Annotated in this window: 15 protein-coding genes and 1 pseudogene; 9 read left to right on the plus strand and 7 right to left on the minus strand. The window is 74.5% G+C overall.

The window, feature by feature from the left end:
* Positions 1 to 85: 85 nt before the first annotated feature.
* Positions 86 to 991 (minus strand): LysR family transcriptional regulator, encoded by a 906-nt coding sequence (locus ACZ5GH_RS36990; protein ID WP_030065429.1) that lies wholly within the window; start codon positions 989 to 991, stop codon positions 86 to 88.
* Positions 992 to 1,129: 138 nt separating this feature from the next.
* Between ACZ5GH_RS36990 and ACZ5GH_RS36995 the strand changes: the two genes are divergently transcribed.
* The 3 genes from ACZ5GH_RS36995 to ACZ5GH_RS37005 all read left to right on the plus strand — a co-directional run bounded on the left by ACZ5GH_RS36995 (position 1,130) and on the right by ACZ5GH_RS37005 (position 6,147).
* Positions 1,130 to 1,948, plus strand: coding sequence for a 3'(2'),5'-bisphosphate nucleotidase CysQ (locus ACZ5GH_RS36995; protein ID WP_387754651.1), 819 nt, complete (start codon positions 1,130 to 1,132; stop codon positions 1,946 to 1,948).
* Positions 1,949 to 1,989: 41 nt separating this feature from the next.
* Positions 1,990 to 2,586, plus strand: a complete 597-nt coding sequence (locus ACZ5GH_RS37000; RefSeq protein WP_166625743.1) for an NADPH-dependent F420 reductase — start codon at positions 1,990 to 1,992, stop codon at positions 2,584 to 2,586.
* Positions 2,587 to 2,781: 195 nt separating this feature from the next.
* The gene (locus ACZ5GH_RS37005; RefSeq protein ID WP_464336582.1) at positions 2,782 to 6,147 is read left to right on the plus strand and encodes a hypothetical protein; all 3,366 of its coding nucleotides are present in this window, start codon (positions 2,782 to 2,784) and stop codon (positions 6,145 to 6,147) included.
* 91 nt (positions 6,148 to 6,238) lie between these two features.
* On the opposite strand, the gene ACZ5GH_RS37010 is transcribed toward ACZ5GH_RS37005, so the two are convergent.
* The 4 genes from ACZ5GH_RS37010 to ACZ5GH_RS37025 all read right to left on the minus strand — a co-directional run bounded on the left by ACZ5GH_RS37010 (position 6,239) and on the right by ACZ5GH_RS37025 (position 9,568).
* On the minus strand, positions 6,239 to 7,081 hold the full coding sequence (locus tag ACZ5GH_RS37010) for an alpha/beta fold hydrolase (protein ID WP_464336583.1): 843 nt from the start codon (positions 7,079 to 7,081) through the stop codon (positions 6,239 to 6,241).
* Positions 7,078 to 7,719, minus strand: coding sequence for a dihydrofolate reductase family protein (locus ACZ5GH_RS37015; protein WP_387754659.1), 642 nt, complete (start codon positions 7,717 to 7,719; stop codon positions 7,078 to 7,080). The genes ACZ5GH_RS37010 and ACZ5GH_RS37015 overlap by 4 nt, the downstream gene beginning before the upstream one ends.
* 144 nt (positions 7,720 to 7,863) lie before the next feature.
* Entirely contained in the window at positions 7,864 to 8,505 is a 642-nt protein-coding gene (locus ACZ5GH_RS37020; RefSeq protein ID WP_387754662.1) for a hypothetical protein, read from the minus strand.
* 337 nt (positions 8,506 to 8,842) lie between these two features.
* Positions 8,843 to 9,568, minus strand: coding sequence for an SMI1/KNR4 family protein (locus tag ACZ5GH_RS37025; protein WP_387754665.1), 726 nt, complete (start codon positions 9,566 to 9,568; stop codon positions 8,843 to 8,845).
* Positions 9,569 to 9,808: 240 nt separating this feature from the next.
* Between ACZ5GH_RS37025 and ACZ5GH_RS37030 the strand changes: the two genes are divergently transcribed.
* The 5 genes and pseudogenes from ACZ5GH_RS37030 (at position 9,809) to ACZ5GH_RS37050 (ending at position 13,240) form a co-directional block, all read left to right on the plus strand.
* Positions 9,809 to 10,036 (plus strand): hypothetical protein, encoded by a 228-nt coding sequence (locus ACZ5GH_RS37030; protein ID WP_464336584.1) that lies wholly within the window; start codon positions 9,809 to 9,811, stop codon positions 10,034 to 10,036.
* Positions 10,037 to 10,373: 337 nt separating this feature from the next.
* Positions 10,374 to 11,087, plus strand: coding sequence for a hypothetical protein (locus tag ACZ5GH_RS37035; RefSeq protein WP_387754670.1), 714 nt, complete (start codon positions 10,374 to 10,376; stop codon positions 11,085 to 11,087).
* A gap of 30 nt (positions 11,088 to 11,117) precedes the next feature.
* Positions 11,118 to 11,473: pseudogene (locus ACZ5GH_RS37040) on the plus strand (transposase family protein); the annotation flags it as partial.
* A gap of 110 nt (positions 11,474 to 11,583) precedes the next feature.
* On the plus strand, positions 11,584 to 12,102 hold the full coding sequence (locus tag ACZ5GH_RS37045) for a hypothetical protein (protein WP_387754673.1): 519 nt from the start codon (positions 11,584 to 11,586) through the stop codon (positions 12,100 to 12,102).
* 187 nt (positions 12,103 to 12,289) lie between these two features.
* Complete coding sequence (locus tag ACZ5GH_RS37050) at positions 12,290 to 13,240, plus strand: IS481 family transposase (protein WP_464336585.1); 951 nt, start codon at positions 12,290 to 12,292, stop codon at positions 13,238 to 13,240.
* 206 nt (positions 13,241 to 13,446) lie between these two features.
* On the opposite strand, the gene ACZ5GH_RS37055 is transcribed toward ACZ5GH_RS37050, so the two are convergent.
* The gene (locus tag ACZ5GH_RS37055; protein WP_464336586.1) at positions 13,447 to 14,637 is read right to left on the minus strand and encodes a putative peptide maturation dehydrogenase; all 1,191 of its coding nucleotides are present in this window, start codon (positions 14,635 to 14,637) and stop codon (positions 13,447 to 13,449) included.
* A gap of 137 nt (positions 14,638 to 14,774) precedes the next feature.
* Here ACZ5GH_RS37055 and ACZ5GH_RS37060 point away from each other — a divergent pair, with 137 nt between their 5' ends.
* Positions 14,775 to 15,107: an NHLP-related RiPP peptide gene (locus ACZ5GH_RS37060; RefSeq protein ID WP_387754678.1), complete on the plus strand. Its 333-nt coding sequence runs from the start codon at positions 14,775 to 14,777 to the stop codon at positions 15,105 to 15,107.
* A gap of 133 nt (positions 15,108 to 15,240) precedes the next feature.
* Here ACZ5GH_RS37060 and pntB read toward each other — a convergent pair whose 3' ends face one another.
* Complete coding sequence (gene pntB / locus ACZ5GH_RS37065; protein ID WP_464336587.1) at positions 15,241 to 16,701, minus strand: Re/Si-specific NAD(P)(+) transhydrogenase subunit beta; 1,461 nt, start codon at positions 16,699 to 16,701, stop codon at positions 15,241 to 15,243.
* Positions 16,702 to 16,705 lie beyond the last annotated feature (4 nt).

Here is a 16,705-nt window from a genome sequence, read left to right on the forward strand (position 1 = left end):
TCCGGGTGAGCATGCCAGAGCCGCCCCCCGCCCGGGGCCGCTTTGCCCGAACCGGGCGGACCCGAACGGTCCCGCCCACCGCCCGCTACGACGCTCCGCATGTGGCCAGCGCGGTTCGCGCCAGCCCGCGCAGCCAGGCGTGGGCGTGGTCGGTGTCGTAGCGCTGATGCCACGACAGGTATATCGGTGCCGACGGCAATTCGAGCGGGAGGGGGAGCACGACCAGGCCGAGGTCGGCGACCGCGGACCGCGTGGTGGCTTCGGGGACGCTGATCAGGAGATCGGAGCCGCGCGCGAACTCCAACGCGGCCGCTTCCGTGGGCGCGGTCGCCACCACGCGGCGGGTGAGGCCGAGCCGCGCGAGGGCGTCGTCGAGGGCATTGCTGAGGTTTCCACGTCGCGAGACGGTCACGTGCTCAGCGGCGGCGTACCGCTTGGCGGTGACGGTCTTGACGCGGGTGAGGGGGTGCCCCTGCCGTACGACGATGACGAGGCGGGTCTCGCCCACGTTCTCGGCACGGATGTCCGGTGCGCTCGGGCGGTTGGCGTTCGCCTCCAGGTCGACCTGGCCGCGCCGCAACTCGGGGGTGTCGATGCTCGATTCCGCGACGAAGCGCAAGCGCACGCCCGGGGCCTGTCCGCGCACGGCCGCGAGCAGTGCGGGGCCGCTCAAGGTGACCAGGGAATCGTGCCAGCGGAGGGTGAAAGTGCGCTCCAGCGTTGCCAGATCGAGTTCACGGCTCGGTGCCAGCACCCCCTGGACCTGGTGCAGCAGCTCGTGCACCTGTTCCCGGACGGCGATCGCATACGGCGTCGGGGTCATCGTGCGACCGGTGCGCACCAGGATCTGATCCCCGGTCGTGCGCCGGATTCGGCCCAGACTCCGGCTCATCGCGGGGGCGGTGACGTGCAGGCGCGCGGCGGCCCCGGCCACACTCCCCTCCTCAAGGAGCGCGTCTAGCGCGGTGAGCAGGTTCAAATCCAATTGCATGTGAGTAATCCTAGCCGTGCTTAGCATGCATTTGAAGTTAATGACGGCGCTCTATACCTTCGAGAGCAGAGCGCAAGACGGAACGCACAGCTCGATCCGACCGGCCTCAACACCCCTCTCTCACACGGGAGTACCGCCATGTCCGCAACGCTTCAGACCACTGACCACGCCGCCTCCGACGCCGACCTGCTCGACCAGACCGCGAGCGCCGTACGCGCGGCCGGTGCGGCGCTGCGCGAGCGCTTCGGCGAGGTGGTCCGCTACCAGACCCGCGAGGAGCTGATGCGCGCGCTCGCCGCCAACGACGACACGGCCCTCGACATCCTGCGCCCCCGCCTCACGAGCCTGCGCCCGGAGGCCGGCTGGGTGGAGGACGAGCTGGACGGCGGGGCGCTGCCGTCCGGCGAGTGGTGGGTCGTGGATCCGGCCGAAGGCAACGTCAACCACCTGCACGCCCTGCCGGATTGGGCGGTGACCGCCACTCTCGTGCGGGACAACCAGCCGGTGCTCACCGTGGTCCACCTGCCGTTGACCGGCGAGACCTACACCGCGCTCGCCGGTGCGGGCGCCCACCTCGACGGCCAGCCGCTGCACGTCTCCCGGACCGAGGACCTCGGCCTGGGCATCGTGGCCACCAGCCAGGCCCGGCCGGACGAGGACGAGAAGGTCGTGCGGCGCGTCGGCTCCTCGATCAGCGCGATGCTCTTCGACGCGCTCGTCGTCCGCACCTCCGTGCCCGCGACCCTGCACCTGGTGAACGTGGCCGCCGGCCGGATCGACGCCTTCTGGCAGTTCGCCGGCGCCCGCGCGGACCTGCTGCCCGGGGCGCTGCTCGTCACCGAGGCCGGCGGACAGATCTCCGACGCCGAGGGCCGCCCCTGGACCCCGCAGAGCGAGAGCTTCCTGGCCGCCGCGCCCGGTGTCCACGCCGCGGCCGTCGCCACGCTCTCACGCTGACCGCGCACCACAACCTGCACGCACGGAAGGACCAGATCATCATGACCACGATCGCTGTTCTCGGAAACGGCCGCGTCGGCGGCAACCTGGCCACAGCCCTCATCCGGGCAGGGCATGAGGTGACCGTGGCGGACCGCGCGCCGGGCGCCGCCGCCGACGCCGCCCGCACAGCCCGGATCGTCATCAACGCCACCCCGGGCGCCGGCTCGCTGGAGACGCTCGTCGCCCTGCGCGAGGAACTGCGCGACAAGATCCTCGTCGACGTCTCCAACGCCACCGTCGACGGACCGGACGGACTGCCCGCCGACCTGGTCTACCCCGGCTCAAGCCTCGCCGAGCAACTCCAGGAAGCGCTCCCCGAAACGCGCGTCGTCAAGACACTCAACACCATGCTCTTCCCGGTGATGACCGCGCCGGCCACGCTCACCCGGGCGCCCGATGCCTTCCTCTCCGGCGAGGACCCGCAGGCCAAGCAGACCGTCCGTGAACTGCTCGTCGACCTCGGCTGGCGCAAGGAGTGGATCACTGATCTCGGCGGGATCCAGACCGCCCGCGCCACGGAGGCAGCGATACTGTTCGTACCGCACGTGATGCGGTCCAGTGGATTCGCGCCCTTCGCGATCTCGATCGCGCGCTGACCCGCACACAGTGCACCGCCCCCGGCGGGCCCACATCCAGAACGGATACAACCGCGCAGCCAGGGTCGGCGATTCAGCGCCGGACGGCGCCCCGTGGCCACCCTTCCCGGGACCGTCGGCCTCGCACCGAGGATCAGCCCGTCTCACGGCGGACGCGCTTGGGAGGCAGCCGCCCGGTCCGGCCAGAATGACCACATGCCGCACCGAACCGATCAGCTGCTCGCCGACCTCGAACCCCTCGCCCACCCGGAGCGCCAACGGCTCGTCGCCCGCAGGGCCCGGGAGCTCGACGCCGACGGCGGGCTCCCCGGGCTGCTGGCCGACCTGGAACGCTCCGGCGTGTACGGCCGGCGGCTGGCCGCGCTCGCGGCCTCGGCCAGCCGCGCCACCGGCCACCTCGCCGAGCGGCTGACCGACCCCGACCCGGTCGTCCGCGGGTACGCCCTGCGCGCCGCCCGCACCCAGGGCATCCCGGACGAGGCGATCGAGGCGGCCTTCACCGGAGCCTCCTGCACCCTGCGCCGGCAGCTGACCCGGGTCCTCCGGCACGGCCGCCGGCACCGGCTCGCCGAGCGCCTGGTGGAGCGTCTGCGCGCCGAGTGGGGCGACACCGAAGCCGCCCGGCTGCTCTCCGCCTGCAGCCCCGCGTTCGTCGCCCGGACCCTGCCCGGCCTCGCGCACGCCGCACCGCTCGCACCCCTCGCCGCACGCTTCCCGGACGAGGTCCTCGACCACCTGGAACAGGTGCTCGCCGAACGCCCCGAGACGCTGCGGCTCGGCCAGTGGCCCGCACTCGCCGACATCCTCGGCACAACCGCGCGAGCCCGCCCCGAACGGCTCCTCGACCTGCTGGAACGATTCGGCCCGGACCTCCCGCTGCGCCACGACCACCTGCCGCCGCTGGCCGCCGCGGACGCCGAACGCACCGTCCGGATCCTCGCCGACCCGCGGCGCGGCCCGGCCGGGCCGTACACCGCGCCGCCCACCAGCGGCACGCTGCGCCGACTGGCGCGCGCCGACCCGCCCTCGCTCCCCGCCCTCGGCCGCCACTGGCTGGCCGCACCCCGCTGCCTCGCCGCCCTGCTGCGCGCCCTCCCACCGGGCCGGCGCGACGCGTTCCTCGACCTCGTGTACGCCGGTGCCCTCCCCCGGGAGACCGAACTGCCCCTCCTGCTACCGCTGTTCCCGCACGCCCGCCGCCACGCCGAGGCGCGGCGGCAGGTCGCCGCACGCCGAGCCGAGGGCCGCCCCTGGGCCGACACCGCCCCCGTCCTGGCGTACCTGCCCACCGAGGAGGCCCAGCCGCAGCTGCGGGCGGCCCTCTCCCGCCCGGACGCCGACGACCGGGCCGCCGCCTGGACGGGCCTGCTCGCCAACGCGGCCGCCTCCGACGACCGGACCGCCGTCCAGGACGCGCTCGGCCTGCTCCCGCGGCTGCGCAACGAGCAGGACCCGGTGCGGCGCGCGGCGCTGACCGCGCTCGCCCAGGTGCCCGCCCGGCTGCTGACCCCGCAGGCGGTGCCCGACCTCGACGCCGCCGTGCGGGACGCGGTCGACGCCCGCGACTGCTCGTACGCCACCCGGGCCGCCCTGCAGCGACTGGTCGCCGAGGTGCTGCGCGAGCACGCCGTCGCCGGCGGGGCCGAGCTGGTCGACTGGGCGCTGCGCAGCCTGCGGCGGATCGCCGGTCAGACCGGCACGGTCGAACTCGGCCGACTGGAGCACCGGCTGCGGCGCGGCCAGGAGCACGACGTGTTCGCGACCCTGCGGCCGTGGCTGGACACCATGGCCGACACCGCGGAGTACTGGCTGCTGTTCGCCCTGGCCCGCTCGCTCGGCCGACGGGCCCGCCGCGTCCCCGAACTGCAGGAACTCCTCCTGCACGCCCTCCAGTTCGGGACGGACGGCGCGTTCACGACGGCCGCCGCCCTGTGGCTGGACGACCCGCGCACCCGCGACGCCAGGGCCGCCGAGATCCTCGAACTCGAGCCCTCCGCCGCCGTCCTGGCGCCGCTACGGAACACACTCGCCGAGCGGCGCACCGACCTGCTCGACCCGCTGCTCGCCCCCGTGCCGCCGTACGGGAGGTTCCTGAAGCGCCAGGAGCGCGCGCCGCTGCCCCCCACCTGGTCGGCGAGCCGCTGGACCCCGCGCCAGTGGCGGGCCGCCGCCCACCTCGCCGCCGCTGCGGCCGCCGACCCCACCCTGCCGCTGCACGGGCGCGCCTCGGCCGTCCACGCCGCCGCCGCGATCCCCGAGTACGGCGAGGCGGTCGTCCGCGCCCAGCTGGACTCCGCCGACGTGGTGCTCGCCGAGGCGGCCCTCGCCGCCCTGGTCCGGACGGACCGGCCCGCCGACGCGCTGCGCGACCTGCTGGCCCACGCGGGCGGCGACCGCGCCCGGGTCGCGGTGTACGCGGCCACCCGCGCCGCCCGGTACACCCCGCCCGGCGAACTCGCCGAACACCTCGGCGCCCTGCTGTCCGGAGCACGGGACAGCAAGGTGACCAGCCGCAAGGAGGCCGTGCGGCTGGCCGCCGAGCACCTGCCGCCGCGGACCGCCGCCGATCTGCTGGTGGCCGCCTACCGCACCGAGGGCCAGCACCGCGACGTGCGCGCCGCGGCGGTCGCCTCCACGACCGGCCTGCTGGACGCCGAACCGGTCTGGGAACTGCTCGCCGAGGCCGCCGGTCAGGCCCCGCCGCCGGTGCGCCGCGCCGTCCTGAGCACCGACCCGGCGCACCTGCCCGAGGCCCACCGCGCCCGCTACGCCCACCTGGTGGCCTTGGTCGCCGCCGCGGCCGACCCGGAGGTCGCCGCGCCCGCCCTCGCCGCGCTGCCGCGGTGGGCCGCCTGGGCCCCGGAGACCGCGGAGGTCGCCCGACGGGCCGTCACCGACCCGGCGAACCGCGGCGGCTGGCGGCAGGCCGCGGGCGCCGTCCACGCCCTCGCGGCCTCCGGGCTGCCGCACCCGCTCGGCGGCGCCGCCCCCGGCAGCCTGCTGCACCGCACCCTCGCCGGACTCGCCGCCGCCGCGCGGACGGACGACCCCGACGCCGGGGACGACCGGGACCTGCCGGCCCGCCGGAGGCTGGCCCACCTCGCCGACCTCCCCGCCGACGAACGCCACCGGCCGCTGCTCGCCGGCGCCGCCGACCTGCTCGCGGCCGAACCCGACCTCGCGGACGTCAGGTCGGCCGCGCTGCGCCGGCTGGTGGACCCCGCGGCCGGGCCGCAGGCGCTGGCGGCCGCGCTGGGCGCGCTCGCCGACGCCCACCGGGACCGGCCCGCGGCGGCCGCGCTCACCGCGGTGGCGCTGCGGCGTGAGCACGCCGCGGGCCCGCTGCCGCCACCCGGGACACCCGAGGCGCTGGCGCGGACCGCCCGCCGGGACGGGGACACCGGGCCGGCCGCCGGCCTGTTCGCGACGGCACTGACGGAGGCGTTCGGGGAGCGCCTGGGCTGGCCTCCGGAGTGGCGGGCCCTGCTGCGCGAACTGCGCGGCCACCCCTCGGCGGACGTCCGCGAGCGGGCCCTCGCGGCCGTCACGCACCGGGAATGACCCGGGGAACGACCCGGGGCCGGGCACCGGGCCTGCCTGGTACCCGCCGTCCGCCGCCCCGCTCCCGCTGCCCGGGCGGGGGGCGGGGCAGCTAGCCGAGCGTGAGCATCGCCTCGGCGACCTCGCCGACCGCCGCGTCGGGGATCGCCGTGGCGGCCTCGGCGAGGACGAGCAGCCGTGCCCCGGGGATCTCGCGTGCGAGCGCCTCGCCGTTGCCGACCGGGAAGAACGGGTCGCGGCGGCCGTGGACGACGAGCGTGGGCACCGCGATCCCGGGCAGGCGCTCGCGCCAGCGCGGTGCGCAGTCGAGCCTGGAGAACACCGCGCCCAGCTGGTTGGCCGTATGGACCGGGGGAGCGGTGCCGGGGGTGCGGTCCCAGACGCGGGCGGCGGTCGCGCGCGCGGCGGCGGGGTCGTCGCTGCGGATCTCCGCGCCGGCGGCGGCGAACTCCGCGACCGCCTCGCGGTCGCTCCAGTCGGGCATCGGGCGGGCGAACAGCCGGCTCATCGTCGCCCGGTCGTGGTCGGGGAGGTCGTCGTCGGGCGGGCCGGGGGCGACCGGGCGGGTGCTGACCAGGGTGAGCGCCGAGAACGCGTCCGGACGGTCGAGCACGGCCACCTGGGCGACCATCCCGCCGACGCCGATCCCCGCGAGGTGCGCGGGCCCGCCGCCGAGCGCCTCGGCGAGGGCCGCCGCGTCGGCGGCGAGGTCGCGCAGGGTGTAGCCGGGGGCTCCCGGATCCACCGTGGTCGACTCCCCGCTGTCGCGCAGGTCGTAGCGCACCGCCCGGCGCCCGCCGGCGGCGAGGCGCTCGCAGAGCGCGTCGGGCCAGGAGAGCATCGTCGGCCCGCCCGCGAGCAGGACCAGCGGTGCGCCGAGGTCACCGAACGACTCCACGCCCAGCACGATCCCGCCGGCGTTGACGGTCGTCACCGGGCGTCGTCGTGCCCGAGACCGCGGTCGGGGGCGCTCATGTCGCCCGTCCGGGGCGTGCCGTCGGCGAGCCCGTAGCGCAGGTACACGGTGCCCGTGGGGCCGGCCGCCGGCGGTTGGAGGAGCGTGAGGTTCGTGGGCACCGCGCCGCCGTCGAACACCTGCTTCCCGACGCCGAGCACGATCGGGTGCACCCACAGGTCGAGGCGGTCGAAGAGCTTCTCCCGCAGGAGGGTCTGCACCAGGTCCAGGCTGCCGACGACCTTGATGTTCCGGTGCCGGTCGCGGATCCCGCGCACGGCGTCCGCCAGGTCCGGGCCGAGCAGCGTGGACCCGGCCCACGGGAGGTCGGGCGTGCCGCGGGAGGCCACGTACTTCGGGACGCGGTTGAAGAGCTCGGCGATCTCGCCGTCCTTCTGGTGCGGCCAGTAGGCGGCGAAGATGTCGTACGTCCGCCGGCCGAGCAGCAGGGCGTCGGTGCCCTCGTACGCGGCGAGGATCTGTGCCCCGGTGGCCTCGTCGATCAGGGGCGCCTGCCAGCCGCCGTACGGGAACCCCTCCGGGTCCTCGTCGGGGCCGCCGGGCGCCTGCCCGACGAGGTCGAGGGTCGCGAACAGCTCGATGTGGATGAGGCCCATGTCTGCACTCCCGATGAGTTTGGTCGTCCCGGTCGAGATGTAGACCCGCCGGGGCCGGAAAACTCATCGCCACGCCGACACCCGGTTTCCGAACCCGCCGATCGCCCCGCCCGCCCCGCTCGGCCTCCTCGGCCCCCCGTCCCGTCAGAGCCCCACCCGGAGCCGGAGCTGGAGCCGGCAGCCTCCGGGGCGGTCGTCGGTGTCGATGCCGATCGTCGCCGGGCCGCGGTCGGTCTCCGCCCACCGGTACCCGGTGTTCCGGCACTGGGCGGGGTCGCCGTCCGCGTCGTACTGGATGTCGAGGGCGACGTACGTCTGCCTGATCTGCGGCACGGCGAAGGTGAGGCTGCAGCCGCCCGGCCGGTTGTCGGTGTCGATCCGGACGGCGGGGCCGAAGGTCCGGGAGTCCCTGCGGATCGGCATGCCGAAGGTGCCCTGGTTGCCGCACTGCGCCGGGTCCCCGCCGGCGGTGGCCTGGAGGGCGTAGGTGAGGGACACGCCCTCCAGCTCGTCGTCGGGGTCGTGGACGCCGAACGCCAGCTGGCAGCCGCCCGGACGGCTGTCGGTGTCGAAACGGATGACGTCGGTCCAGGCCCCCTCCGCGACCCACTGATCACCCGTCCTCCCGCCGCACTGCCCTGACACTCCGTCGGGGTTGAACCGGATGCCGAGCTCGGCGGGCCGGAACTGCCGGGTCTGCGCCTGCGCCGGCACGGGGGCCACCGTCGCCGCGACCGCCGTGGCGGCCGCCCCGAGCACCGCCAACCCGCGCGCGATTCTCCTCATTGCAGCGATTCCCTCTCGTCCCGAGTCATCCGTACCGGAAGCACCCACGGTGCCACGGGCGTGGACACGCCAACCGAAGCCCGCCGCCCGACATGCCCCGCGCCACCCGAAAGCGCCAACCGCGCCCGAAGGCATGCCCGGCCGGGTCCGGCGGCAGGTGACCAGCGCCGCCCCGGGCCGGGGAGGGGCCGGACCCGGCCGGCTGGAGCGCCCCGGGTGCGTGGAGGCCCGCACCGCAGAGGACTCGGGCCCGCTGTGGCCGGTACCCGGGAGCCGTACGCCTCGACTCAGGTGGCGATGACGACGAGCGCGGCGGCCGCCGGCAGGAGGAGAACCGTCAACGCCGGTGCGCCGGTGCGCCGGGGCGCCCGTCGGGCCCGGAGGTGGCGGCGACCCACGAGACGAGGGGACCGCCGGGGAGAGGACGACCGCCGGCCCGGAAGATCCCGTCACGGGCGAGCCGGACCAGGGCCGGGGTGCCCATCTCGTCGAACCACGCCGGGGGCCGCGCGGAGGTGAAGGCCCCGGCCATCGCCTCGAACCAGGCCGCGAACGAAGGGAAGTCGGGCACGGCGTCGGCCTGCTCCACCCACGCGCCGTCCGCGGCGTAGCGTGCCCGCGGCTCGTCCTGATGGTGGTAGTAGACCGGGTACTCGCCGTCTGCGCCGGGCTTCGTGACGTCGAAACACCAGACCGCCTCGTCACCGGCCCCGGCGAACCCGACCAGGTGATCGGTCGACAGGTCCCGCCCGGGCTCGCGACCGACCCCCTCGGGCAGGTGCACCAGCTCGGCGTTCAGTTCGACGAGCTCCTCCTCGTCCACGAGCACGAACTCGCGCTCGTCCTCGTCCTCCTCCCGACGGCAGTGCAGCCGGTTGTGCTCCGCCAGCAGCGCCCGGTAGCCCGGTGGAACCGACCAGGCGACGGTACCGAAGCGCGGCTCCAGGAGGGTTTCCCGCGCCCGCACCGCATCGCGCGAGGCGGGGCCGGACCCGTCGAGATCGAGCAGTCCCGCCGAGGCGGCCCGGCGCAGGTCCGGGAGGGCGTCGCGAGGTATGGCCATTGTCCGAACTCCTGTATGTCCTCGGGCGCTTTCGGGCGCGGCCAGCATAGGGCTTGCGGGCGCCCGCGCCGGGCTTGGCGCTGCCCTGAGGGTGGTCGACGACCGGTCCTGAACCACGACCCGGCCACGGCGCGGTGGCGCAGGCCGGGACGGCGGCGAGCGGGTCGGCACCGGCAGTTCCCGCTCGTCGCGACGCTTCTGCTGCCGCTCTGCCGGATCCTCTACCGGTACTTCGCCCTGGTGCGCGCGGTCGCGGTCGCCCAGTGCACGCCGCGGGGTGCGTGCGGGCGGGACCGGGGCCCGCGGTACGACGCCGCCCACGGCCTGACGGGCGTACAGGTGGCGCTCATCGCGGCCGCCTGGGCCCTGCCGCGCCGGCCGTGCTGGGCTCCGTGGCGCTTCGTCGCCTCCGCCGTGAGCGTGATGTGCGGCCTGGCGTGCAGTGCGGTGATCCAGGACTTCGGCTGAGGCCGGGTGGCGCCCCGGCGTCGCACTCCGGGCGATTCCGGACGATCGTCCCTCAGGGGAGTTCAGGAAGGCGCGCGGGCCCCAGGGGGCCACCTGCGGATGCGGGTCACACCCCGGTAGCGGCGCCGTCGGGCAGCACGATCGCCGTCGTGGCGGTCGGGGGGCCGGTCGGGGGCCGGTCGGGGGCGCCGGCCGGGGGTGCCGATCGGCAGGGGGAGGGGGCCGGTGCGAGGGCGAATCCCTGCCGATCGGCACATGTGCGCGAGGGGGCTCGGCGCGCAGGATCGGGGACATCAGAACGGCGGCCACCGGGGCCGTCGGAGGGAGGGAAGCCACCGTGTTCCGCACTCGTACCCGCAACCGTGCCACCGCCCGCGTCGCCCGCACGGCCCGTGCCGCCCGCGTCGCCAGGGCCTCCGTCGCCGGCGGGCTGGTCCTGGCGGCGCTCACGGGCGTCGCCCCGGCCTCCGCCTCCGCCACCGGCGCCGGCGCCGCGTCCGCCGACGCCGTCGCGTCCGACCACCGGGACGGGCGACCCGCGCGTCCGGCGAGCGTCAGCGGCAGTGCCCGGATCTCGTACGCCTTCTCCCCGGACGACGAGATCTGGTTCACCGTCGATGCCCAGGCGGCGCCGTACACCCACCCCCTCCCGGGCACCAACGCGCCCGACGGACTGCCCACCGACGCCCGGGGCACGGTCCGCTACTCCCATCGCGTGGCCGCCACCGGGGAGGTCCGCAGCGCGGAGGCCGAGGTGGACTGCCTGAGCACCGGAGGCCCGGTCGCCACGCTGACCGCCGTGATCTCCACCTCGGACACCGGCAACGCCAAGGAGCGGATCGGTCTGAGCGTCCACCAGGGCAGCGGCCGTGAGGGCGGTCGCCTCGGGTTCTCCTGGGGCGTGGCCAACCTGGACGTGGGGCAGGACGGGAAGCCCTACCAGCCGGTGGTGGGCACCTGCATGGCGCCGGCCCCGTTCGCTCCGGTCATACGCGGCGGCTTCACCGTCCACCACGCCGAGTTGGGGCCCTCGACGCCGGCCGCCCAGTAGCGGGCCCCGCCGCGCCGAGCCCTGCCGCACGCGCTTCTGGCAGCGGCCGACGACTCCGGCGACATCGGCTGGACCGTGTCGGTGGACTCCACCGTCTGCCGAGCCCACCAGCACGCCGCCGGAGGCAGGAAAAGGGGCTCCGGATCTGGCTGAGCCCGACGACCATGCGCTCGGCCGTTCCCGGGGTGGCCTCAGTGCGAAAGTCCTTCTCGCCAGCGACAGCCACACACGGCCCTTGGTCCTCCGTGCCACGGCGGGACAGGCGGGTGACGCGCCGGCCTTCGAGGCGGTCATGGCCGGCATCAGAGTTCCGCGAAGCGGTCTGGGACGGCCGAGGGGCTCGGCCGGATGCTGTGCTGGCGGACAGGGCGCATTCGTTCAACGCCGCTCTTCACCTCGCCGCCGTCCTTCCCTGGGCGCGAGGAGCCAGAAGCGAGCATGAACGGACCTGAGAGAATCCATGGCGCATGCATCCGGGGTGTAGGAGGAGTCGTTCATGTGGCTGGAGCGCGAGGTGGTCCCGGATGAAGACCGGGAGCAGTGGGCCTGGACTCCGCTCGAAGGCGTAGGGCCCTTGAGGTTCGGACAGACCGTTGAGGAAGTCGCTGCCGCACTGCAGGAGCCGATCAGCGGTCGCGACCCGCGTAAGCAGTGGGTTCCCTTCTCCAGCCGGGGCGTCGACACCTACTACCGATCGGAAGACCGGACGCTGGCCGCAGTCGCAATCGACGCCTGCTACGGACCTCAGATCACCTTCGGCGAGGTTCGGCTGGTGGGCCGGCTGCCGTCGGAGCTGACGCCGTGGCTGGAAGCAGGCGCAGATACCCACGAAGGCAGGCTGCGTTTCGGTCTGAACGGAGAGGCCGGACTTCCCGGCCTCGGCCTGGTCATGCGTTGCCAACAGAACGGCGATTTCAACCGCACCCGCCCCGTGATGGTGGCACCCGAGTGGGCTGACATGAGTGTGGACAGTTGGGAAGGCCCCCTACCCAGCAGGGAATGGCTTGTGCACTGACATCGCCGCCCACAAGCCCAGCCGCATCCTGCTTGTGCAGAGACACCGAACCGACCCAAGAGACAGGCCCTAGCTGTACTGACCAGAGGTTAGTGACGGGGTTCACGACCGGGTGATCTTGAAATGAGTGAGGGCCTTCTGGCTCGGTGTGGATTGCGACATCTGCACCGGCACCAGAAAGGCCCTCATGCCCCACCGTAACGCACCGCTGACCGAGACGGGACGCCTGCGTCTGGCCCGCTGCGTGGTCGAGGACGGCTGGCCGCTGCGGCGGGCCGCCGAACGCTTCCAGGTCTCGCCGACCACGGCCAAACGCTGGGCGGACCGCTACCGCGCGCTCGGTGAGGCCGGCATGAGCGATCTCTCCAGCCGCCCGCATCGCAGCCCGCGCCGCCTGCCGACGCGCACCGAGAGGCGGATCGTCAAGATCCGCGTCCTGCGCCGCTGGGGACCGGCACGCATCGCCTACCTGCTCCGCCTGAACCCGGCCACCGTGCACCGGGTCCTGGTCCGCTACCGCCTCGCCCGTCTCGCACACCTCGACCGTGCCACCGCCCGCCCGGTGCGCCGCTACGAACGCGCCGCACCGGGCGAGTTGGTCCACGTCGACATCAAGAAGCTCGGCAACATCCCCGACGGAGGCGGCCACAAGGTGCGCGGCCGCGCGGGCAGCCCGTCGCACTCGGGCGTGGGCTACAGCTACCTGCACAACGCCGTCGACGACCACTCCCGCCTGGCCTACAGCGAGATCCTGCCCGACGAGCGCAAGGAGACCGCAGCCGCATTCTGGGTCCGGGCGAACGAGTTCTTCACCCGGGCCGGGGTCACGGTCCAGCGCGTGCTGACCGACAACGGAGCCTGCTACCGCTCACACGCCTGGCGCGATGCCCTCGCCGCCCAGGGCATCGCGCACAAGCGCACCCGGCCCTACCGCCCGCAGACCAACGGCAAGGTCGAACGCTTCAACCGCACCCTGCTCGACGAGTGGGCCTACGCCAGGCCCTACCGAACCGAGCAGGAGCGCCGCGACGCCTTCACCGACTGGCTCCACACCTACAATCACCACCGCGGACACACCGCGCTCGCAGGCAAGCCGCCCGCCAGCCGCGTCCCCAACCTCACTGGTCAGTACACCTAGCCGCCGCCCACCGCACCCCCGGGCCGCCCACCACACCCTGGGGCCGGGTCGGCCCCAGGACGGAACGAGGAAGGAGTCTGCCGTTCGGCGCACCCGCAACACCGCGCTGCGCCGCGTCGGGGCCACAGCCCGGCCGGACGTCAAGATCCGCAAGCTCCGCACGGCGCCGGAGGCCGCTGCCGCCCGGCAGGGGCGGGCGCCCGGACTCAGCCCTCCTCGGCCGCGTCCGCCGTCCGTAGCCAGACCTCCTCGGCCGGGTCGAATTCGCTGGTGGTCATCCGCTGCGCGCGCCAGCCGAAGCCGCAGACCGCCAGCGGGCCTTCGGCCAGCGGGTCCAGGCCGAAGCCGCGCTCGATGTCGATCTCGTTGATCGCCGACGTCACGAACGCGCCGAGGCCGAGTTCGGTCGCGCTCAGGTACAGGGTCTGGGACAGGTGCCCGCTGTCGAGCACCAGGGCGCGGTAGGCCTTGGCGTGCTGACGGTACTTCCAGAAGCTGCGGGCGTACCGCGGCGCCAGGACCGCCAGCACGGCCGCGTCGGAGAACCAGTGCTGACCGGCCAGGGCGCGGCGCGCGAACCGCTCCAGCGGTTCGTCCGGGGAGGGCAGGCGCTCCAGCGCGTGCTCGACCGCGTGGTAGTGGTACAGCCCGGGCGCGAGGCCCTCGACGTTCTGCACGATCAGGTAGGCCTCGGTCGGGTGCAGACCGCCTCCGGAAGGCGTGTGCTTCTTCAGGAACACGGTGTCCTCGCCGACGCGCACCTGCGCCTGCGCGGCGAACACGCGTTGCAGCATGTGCGCGCACAACGCCAGCGGCAACGCCCGCTCGCCGTCGAAGTTGCGGCAGGTCGCACGCCGCGCCAGCATCGCGTCGAACCCGTTGCCTTCGACGCGCGGCAACGGCACCCGCTCCGGCGCGTCCCCGCGTTCGAGCGCGTGGGTGGGCGGCGGGCCGAGCTTGCGCCGCAGGTCGGCGGCGGTGGTCAGCTCGTTGGCTTCCATGCTGCCGACGCTGTCCATGCCCTCCCACCGTGCGAGCCGGTGCACCATCGCCGCGGGCGGCCACCAGTGACCGGCCCGCAGGGCCTCGTCGCGTTCCCGATGGGCGGCATGGCGCTCGTCGTCGGAGATCACCAGGCCGCTGTCGACCAGCCCGGCCACCAGGGCCGACTCCTCGGCGTCCAGCGAGTCGGTCCCGCACCATTCGCCGGGGCTCAGCCGGCCGAGCAACTCGCGCTGCGCCGCGCCGACTTCGACCTCCGCATCGAGATGCGCGGCCAGCGCCAACCAGCGCCTGGTGCGGCTCAGGCCGGTACCGCCGGTCAGCAGCGAGCCCAGGTCGAAGTCCACGTCCTCGCGAGGCTCCAGGAACAGCACGGCACAACGGCGAATTCGCATCGGGATCCGTTCGGCGGACAGCGGACAGCGGACAGCGGACGGTTCCGGAGCACGGCGGATCCGTAGCACGGGGCCCGGTATCGACAGTGCCGCGGAAAGCCCCCGTGCCGCACGGCAGTTGGCTATGGTTTTGTACCATGCGGACTCAGGTACTGGGGAACGAGAAGTTGCACCTTCCGGCCGACGTCGTCGATCGTCTGCTCGATCTGCTGAGCACCGACGACCGCTTCCGCCGGCTGTTCACGCACAACCGTCACGCGGCGCTGGTCGAGGCCGGTTGCGCACTGTCCGAAGAACAGCTGCGGGCGGCCTCGCCGCTCAGCTGTCTGACCGTGGACCGGCTGGCCGACAAGGAGGCCATCGCCGGGGCCCGCGAGGAACTGCGCGCGCACCTGCTGGCCGACGCGGCGTACAGCAACCCGCATGCCCTCGAATCCGGGGAGATGCACGCCGTACTGCGCCGGACCTGACGCGACGCCGGCCCCGAACGCCGCGCGGGACCCCCGGCCCGGCGCCGGCCCCGAACGCCGCGCGGGACCCCCGGCCCGGCGGCGGCCCGGCCAGGCCGCCGCCGGGCCGGGGCCCGTCACGCCGTCCCCGGCGCTACACCCCGGCCCGGTCGGACGGGACGCCGCTGCGCCCGTCCGGACGGCCGCCGTCCAGGGCGCGCAGGATCGACTCGACGCTCTGCCTGGCGTCCCCGAAGAGCATCGCGCTGTTCTCCCGGAAGAACAGCGGGTTCTGCACCCCCGCGTAGCCGGAGGCCATCGAGCGCTTGAACACGATCACCTGCTCCGCCTCCCAGACCCGCAGCACCGGCATGCCCGCGATCGGGCTGGCCGGGTCGTCGGTGGCGGACGGGTTGACGGTGTCGTTGGCGCCGATGACGAGGACCACGGTGGTCGCGGCGAAGTCGTCGTTGATCTCGTCCATCTCCAGGACGATGTCGTACGGCACCTTCGCCTCGGCCAGCAGCACGTTCATGTGGCCGGGCAGCCGCCCGGCGACCGGGTGGACGCCGAAGCGCACCTCGACACCGCGCTCGCGCAGCCGGCGGGTGAGGTCCGCGACCGGGTGCTGCGCCTGCGCCACCGCCATGCCGTAGCCGGGGGTGATGACCACCGACTTGGCCTGCGCGAGCCGCCGGGCCGCCTCCTCGGCGTGGATCTCGCGGTGCTCGCCCTGCTCCCCGCCGCCGCCCGAGGGCGCCTCGATGCCGAAGCCGCCGGCGATGACGGAGAGGAAGGACCGGTTCATCGCCCGGCACATGATGTACGACAGGTAGGCGCCCGAGGAGCCGACCAGCGCGCCGGTGACGATGAGCAGGTCGTTGTCGAGCAGGAACCCGGCGGCCGCGGCGGCCCAGCCGGAGTAGCTGTTGAGCATGGAGACGACGACGGGCATGTCGCCGCCGCCGATCGAGACGACCAGGTGCCAGCCGAGCGCGAGCGCGAGCACGGTCACCGCGATCACCGGGCCCAGGCCCGGGTCGGCGGTGAACCAGACCGCCAGCGCCGCGAACGCCCCCAGCGCGCCGACGTTCAGCGCGTTCTTGCCGGGCAGCACCAGCGGGCGCGAGGCGATCCGGCCGGACAGCTTGAGGAAGGCGACGACCGAGCCGGTGAAGGTGACCGCACCGATGAAGACGCCGATGGCCACCTCGGCGTGGTGGATGCCCGACAGGTCGGCCGGCACGGCGGTTCGGGCCGACCCGTGCGCCTCGACCTCCAGGTAGCTGTTCCAGCCCACCAGCACCGCGGCGAGCCCGACGAAGCTGTGCAGGACGGCGATGAGCTCCGGCATCTGCGTCATCTCGACCCGCCGCGCCCGCCACAGGCCGATCGCACCGCCCAGCGCCATGGCGAGGACGATCAGGGCGACGGCGCCGGCGCTGATGCTCCGCGCCGCCACCACGACGGTGGCGACCAGGGCGAGCGCCATGCCGGCGATGCCGTACCCCACACCGGCGCGGGAGGTGCGGTGCTGGGAGAGCCCGGCCAGGCTGAGGATGAACAGCAGGGCGGCGACCAGGTCCGCGGCGTGGGCCGCGGTGGTGGAGGTCATCGGC

It is taken from the genome of Kitasatospora sp. Xyl93 (assembly GCF_055383135.1).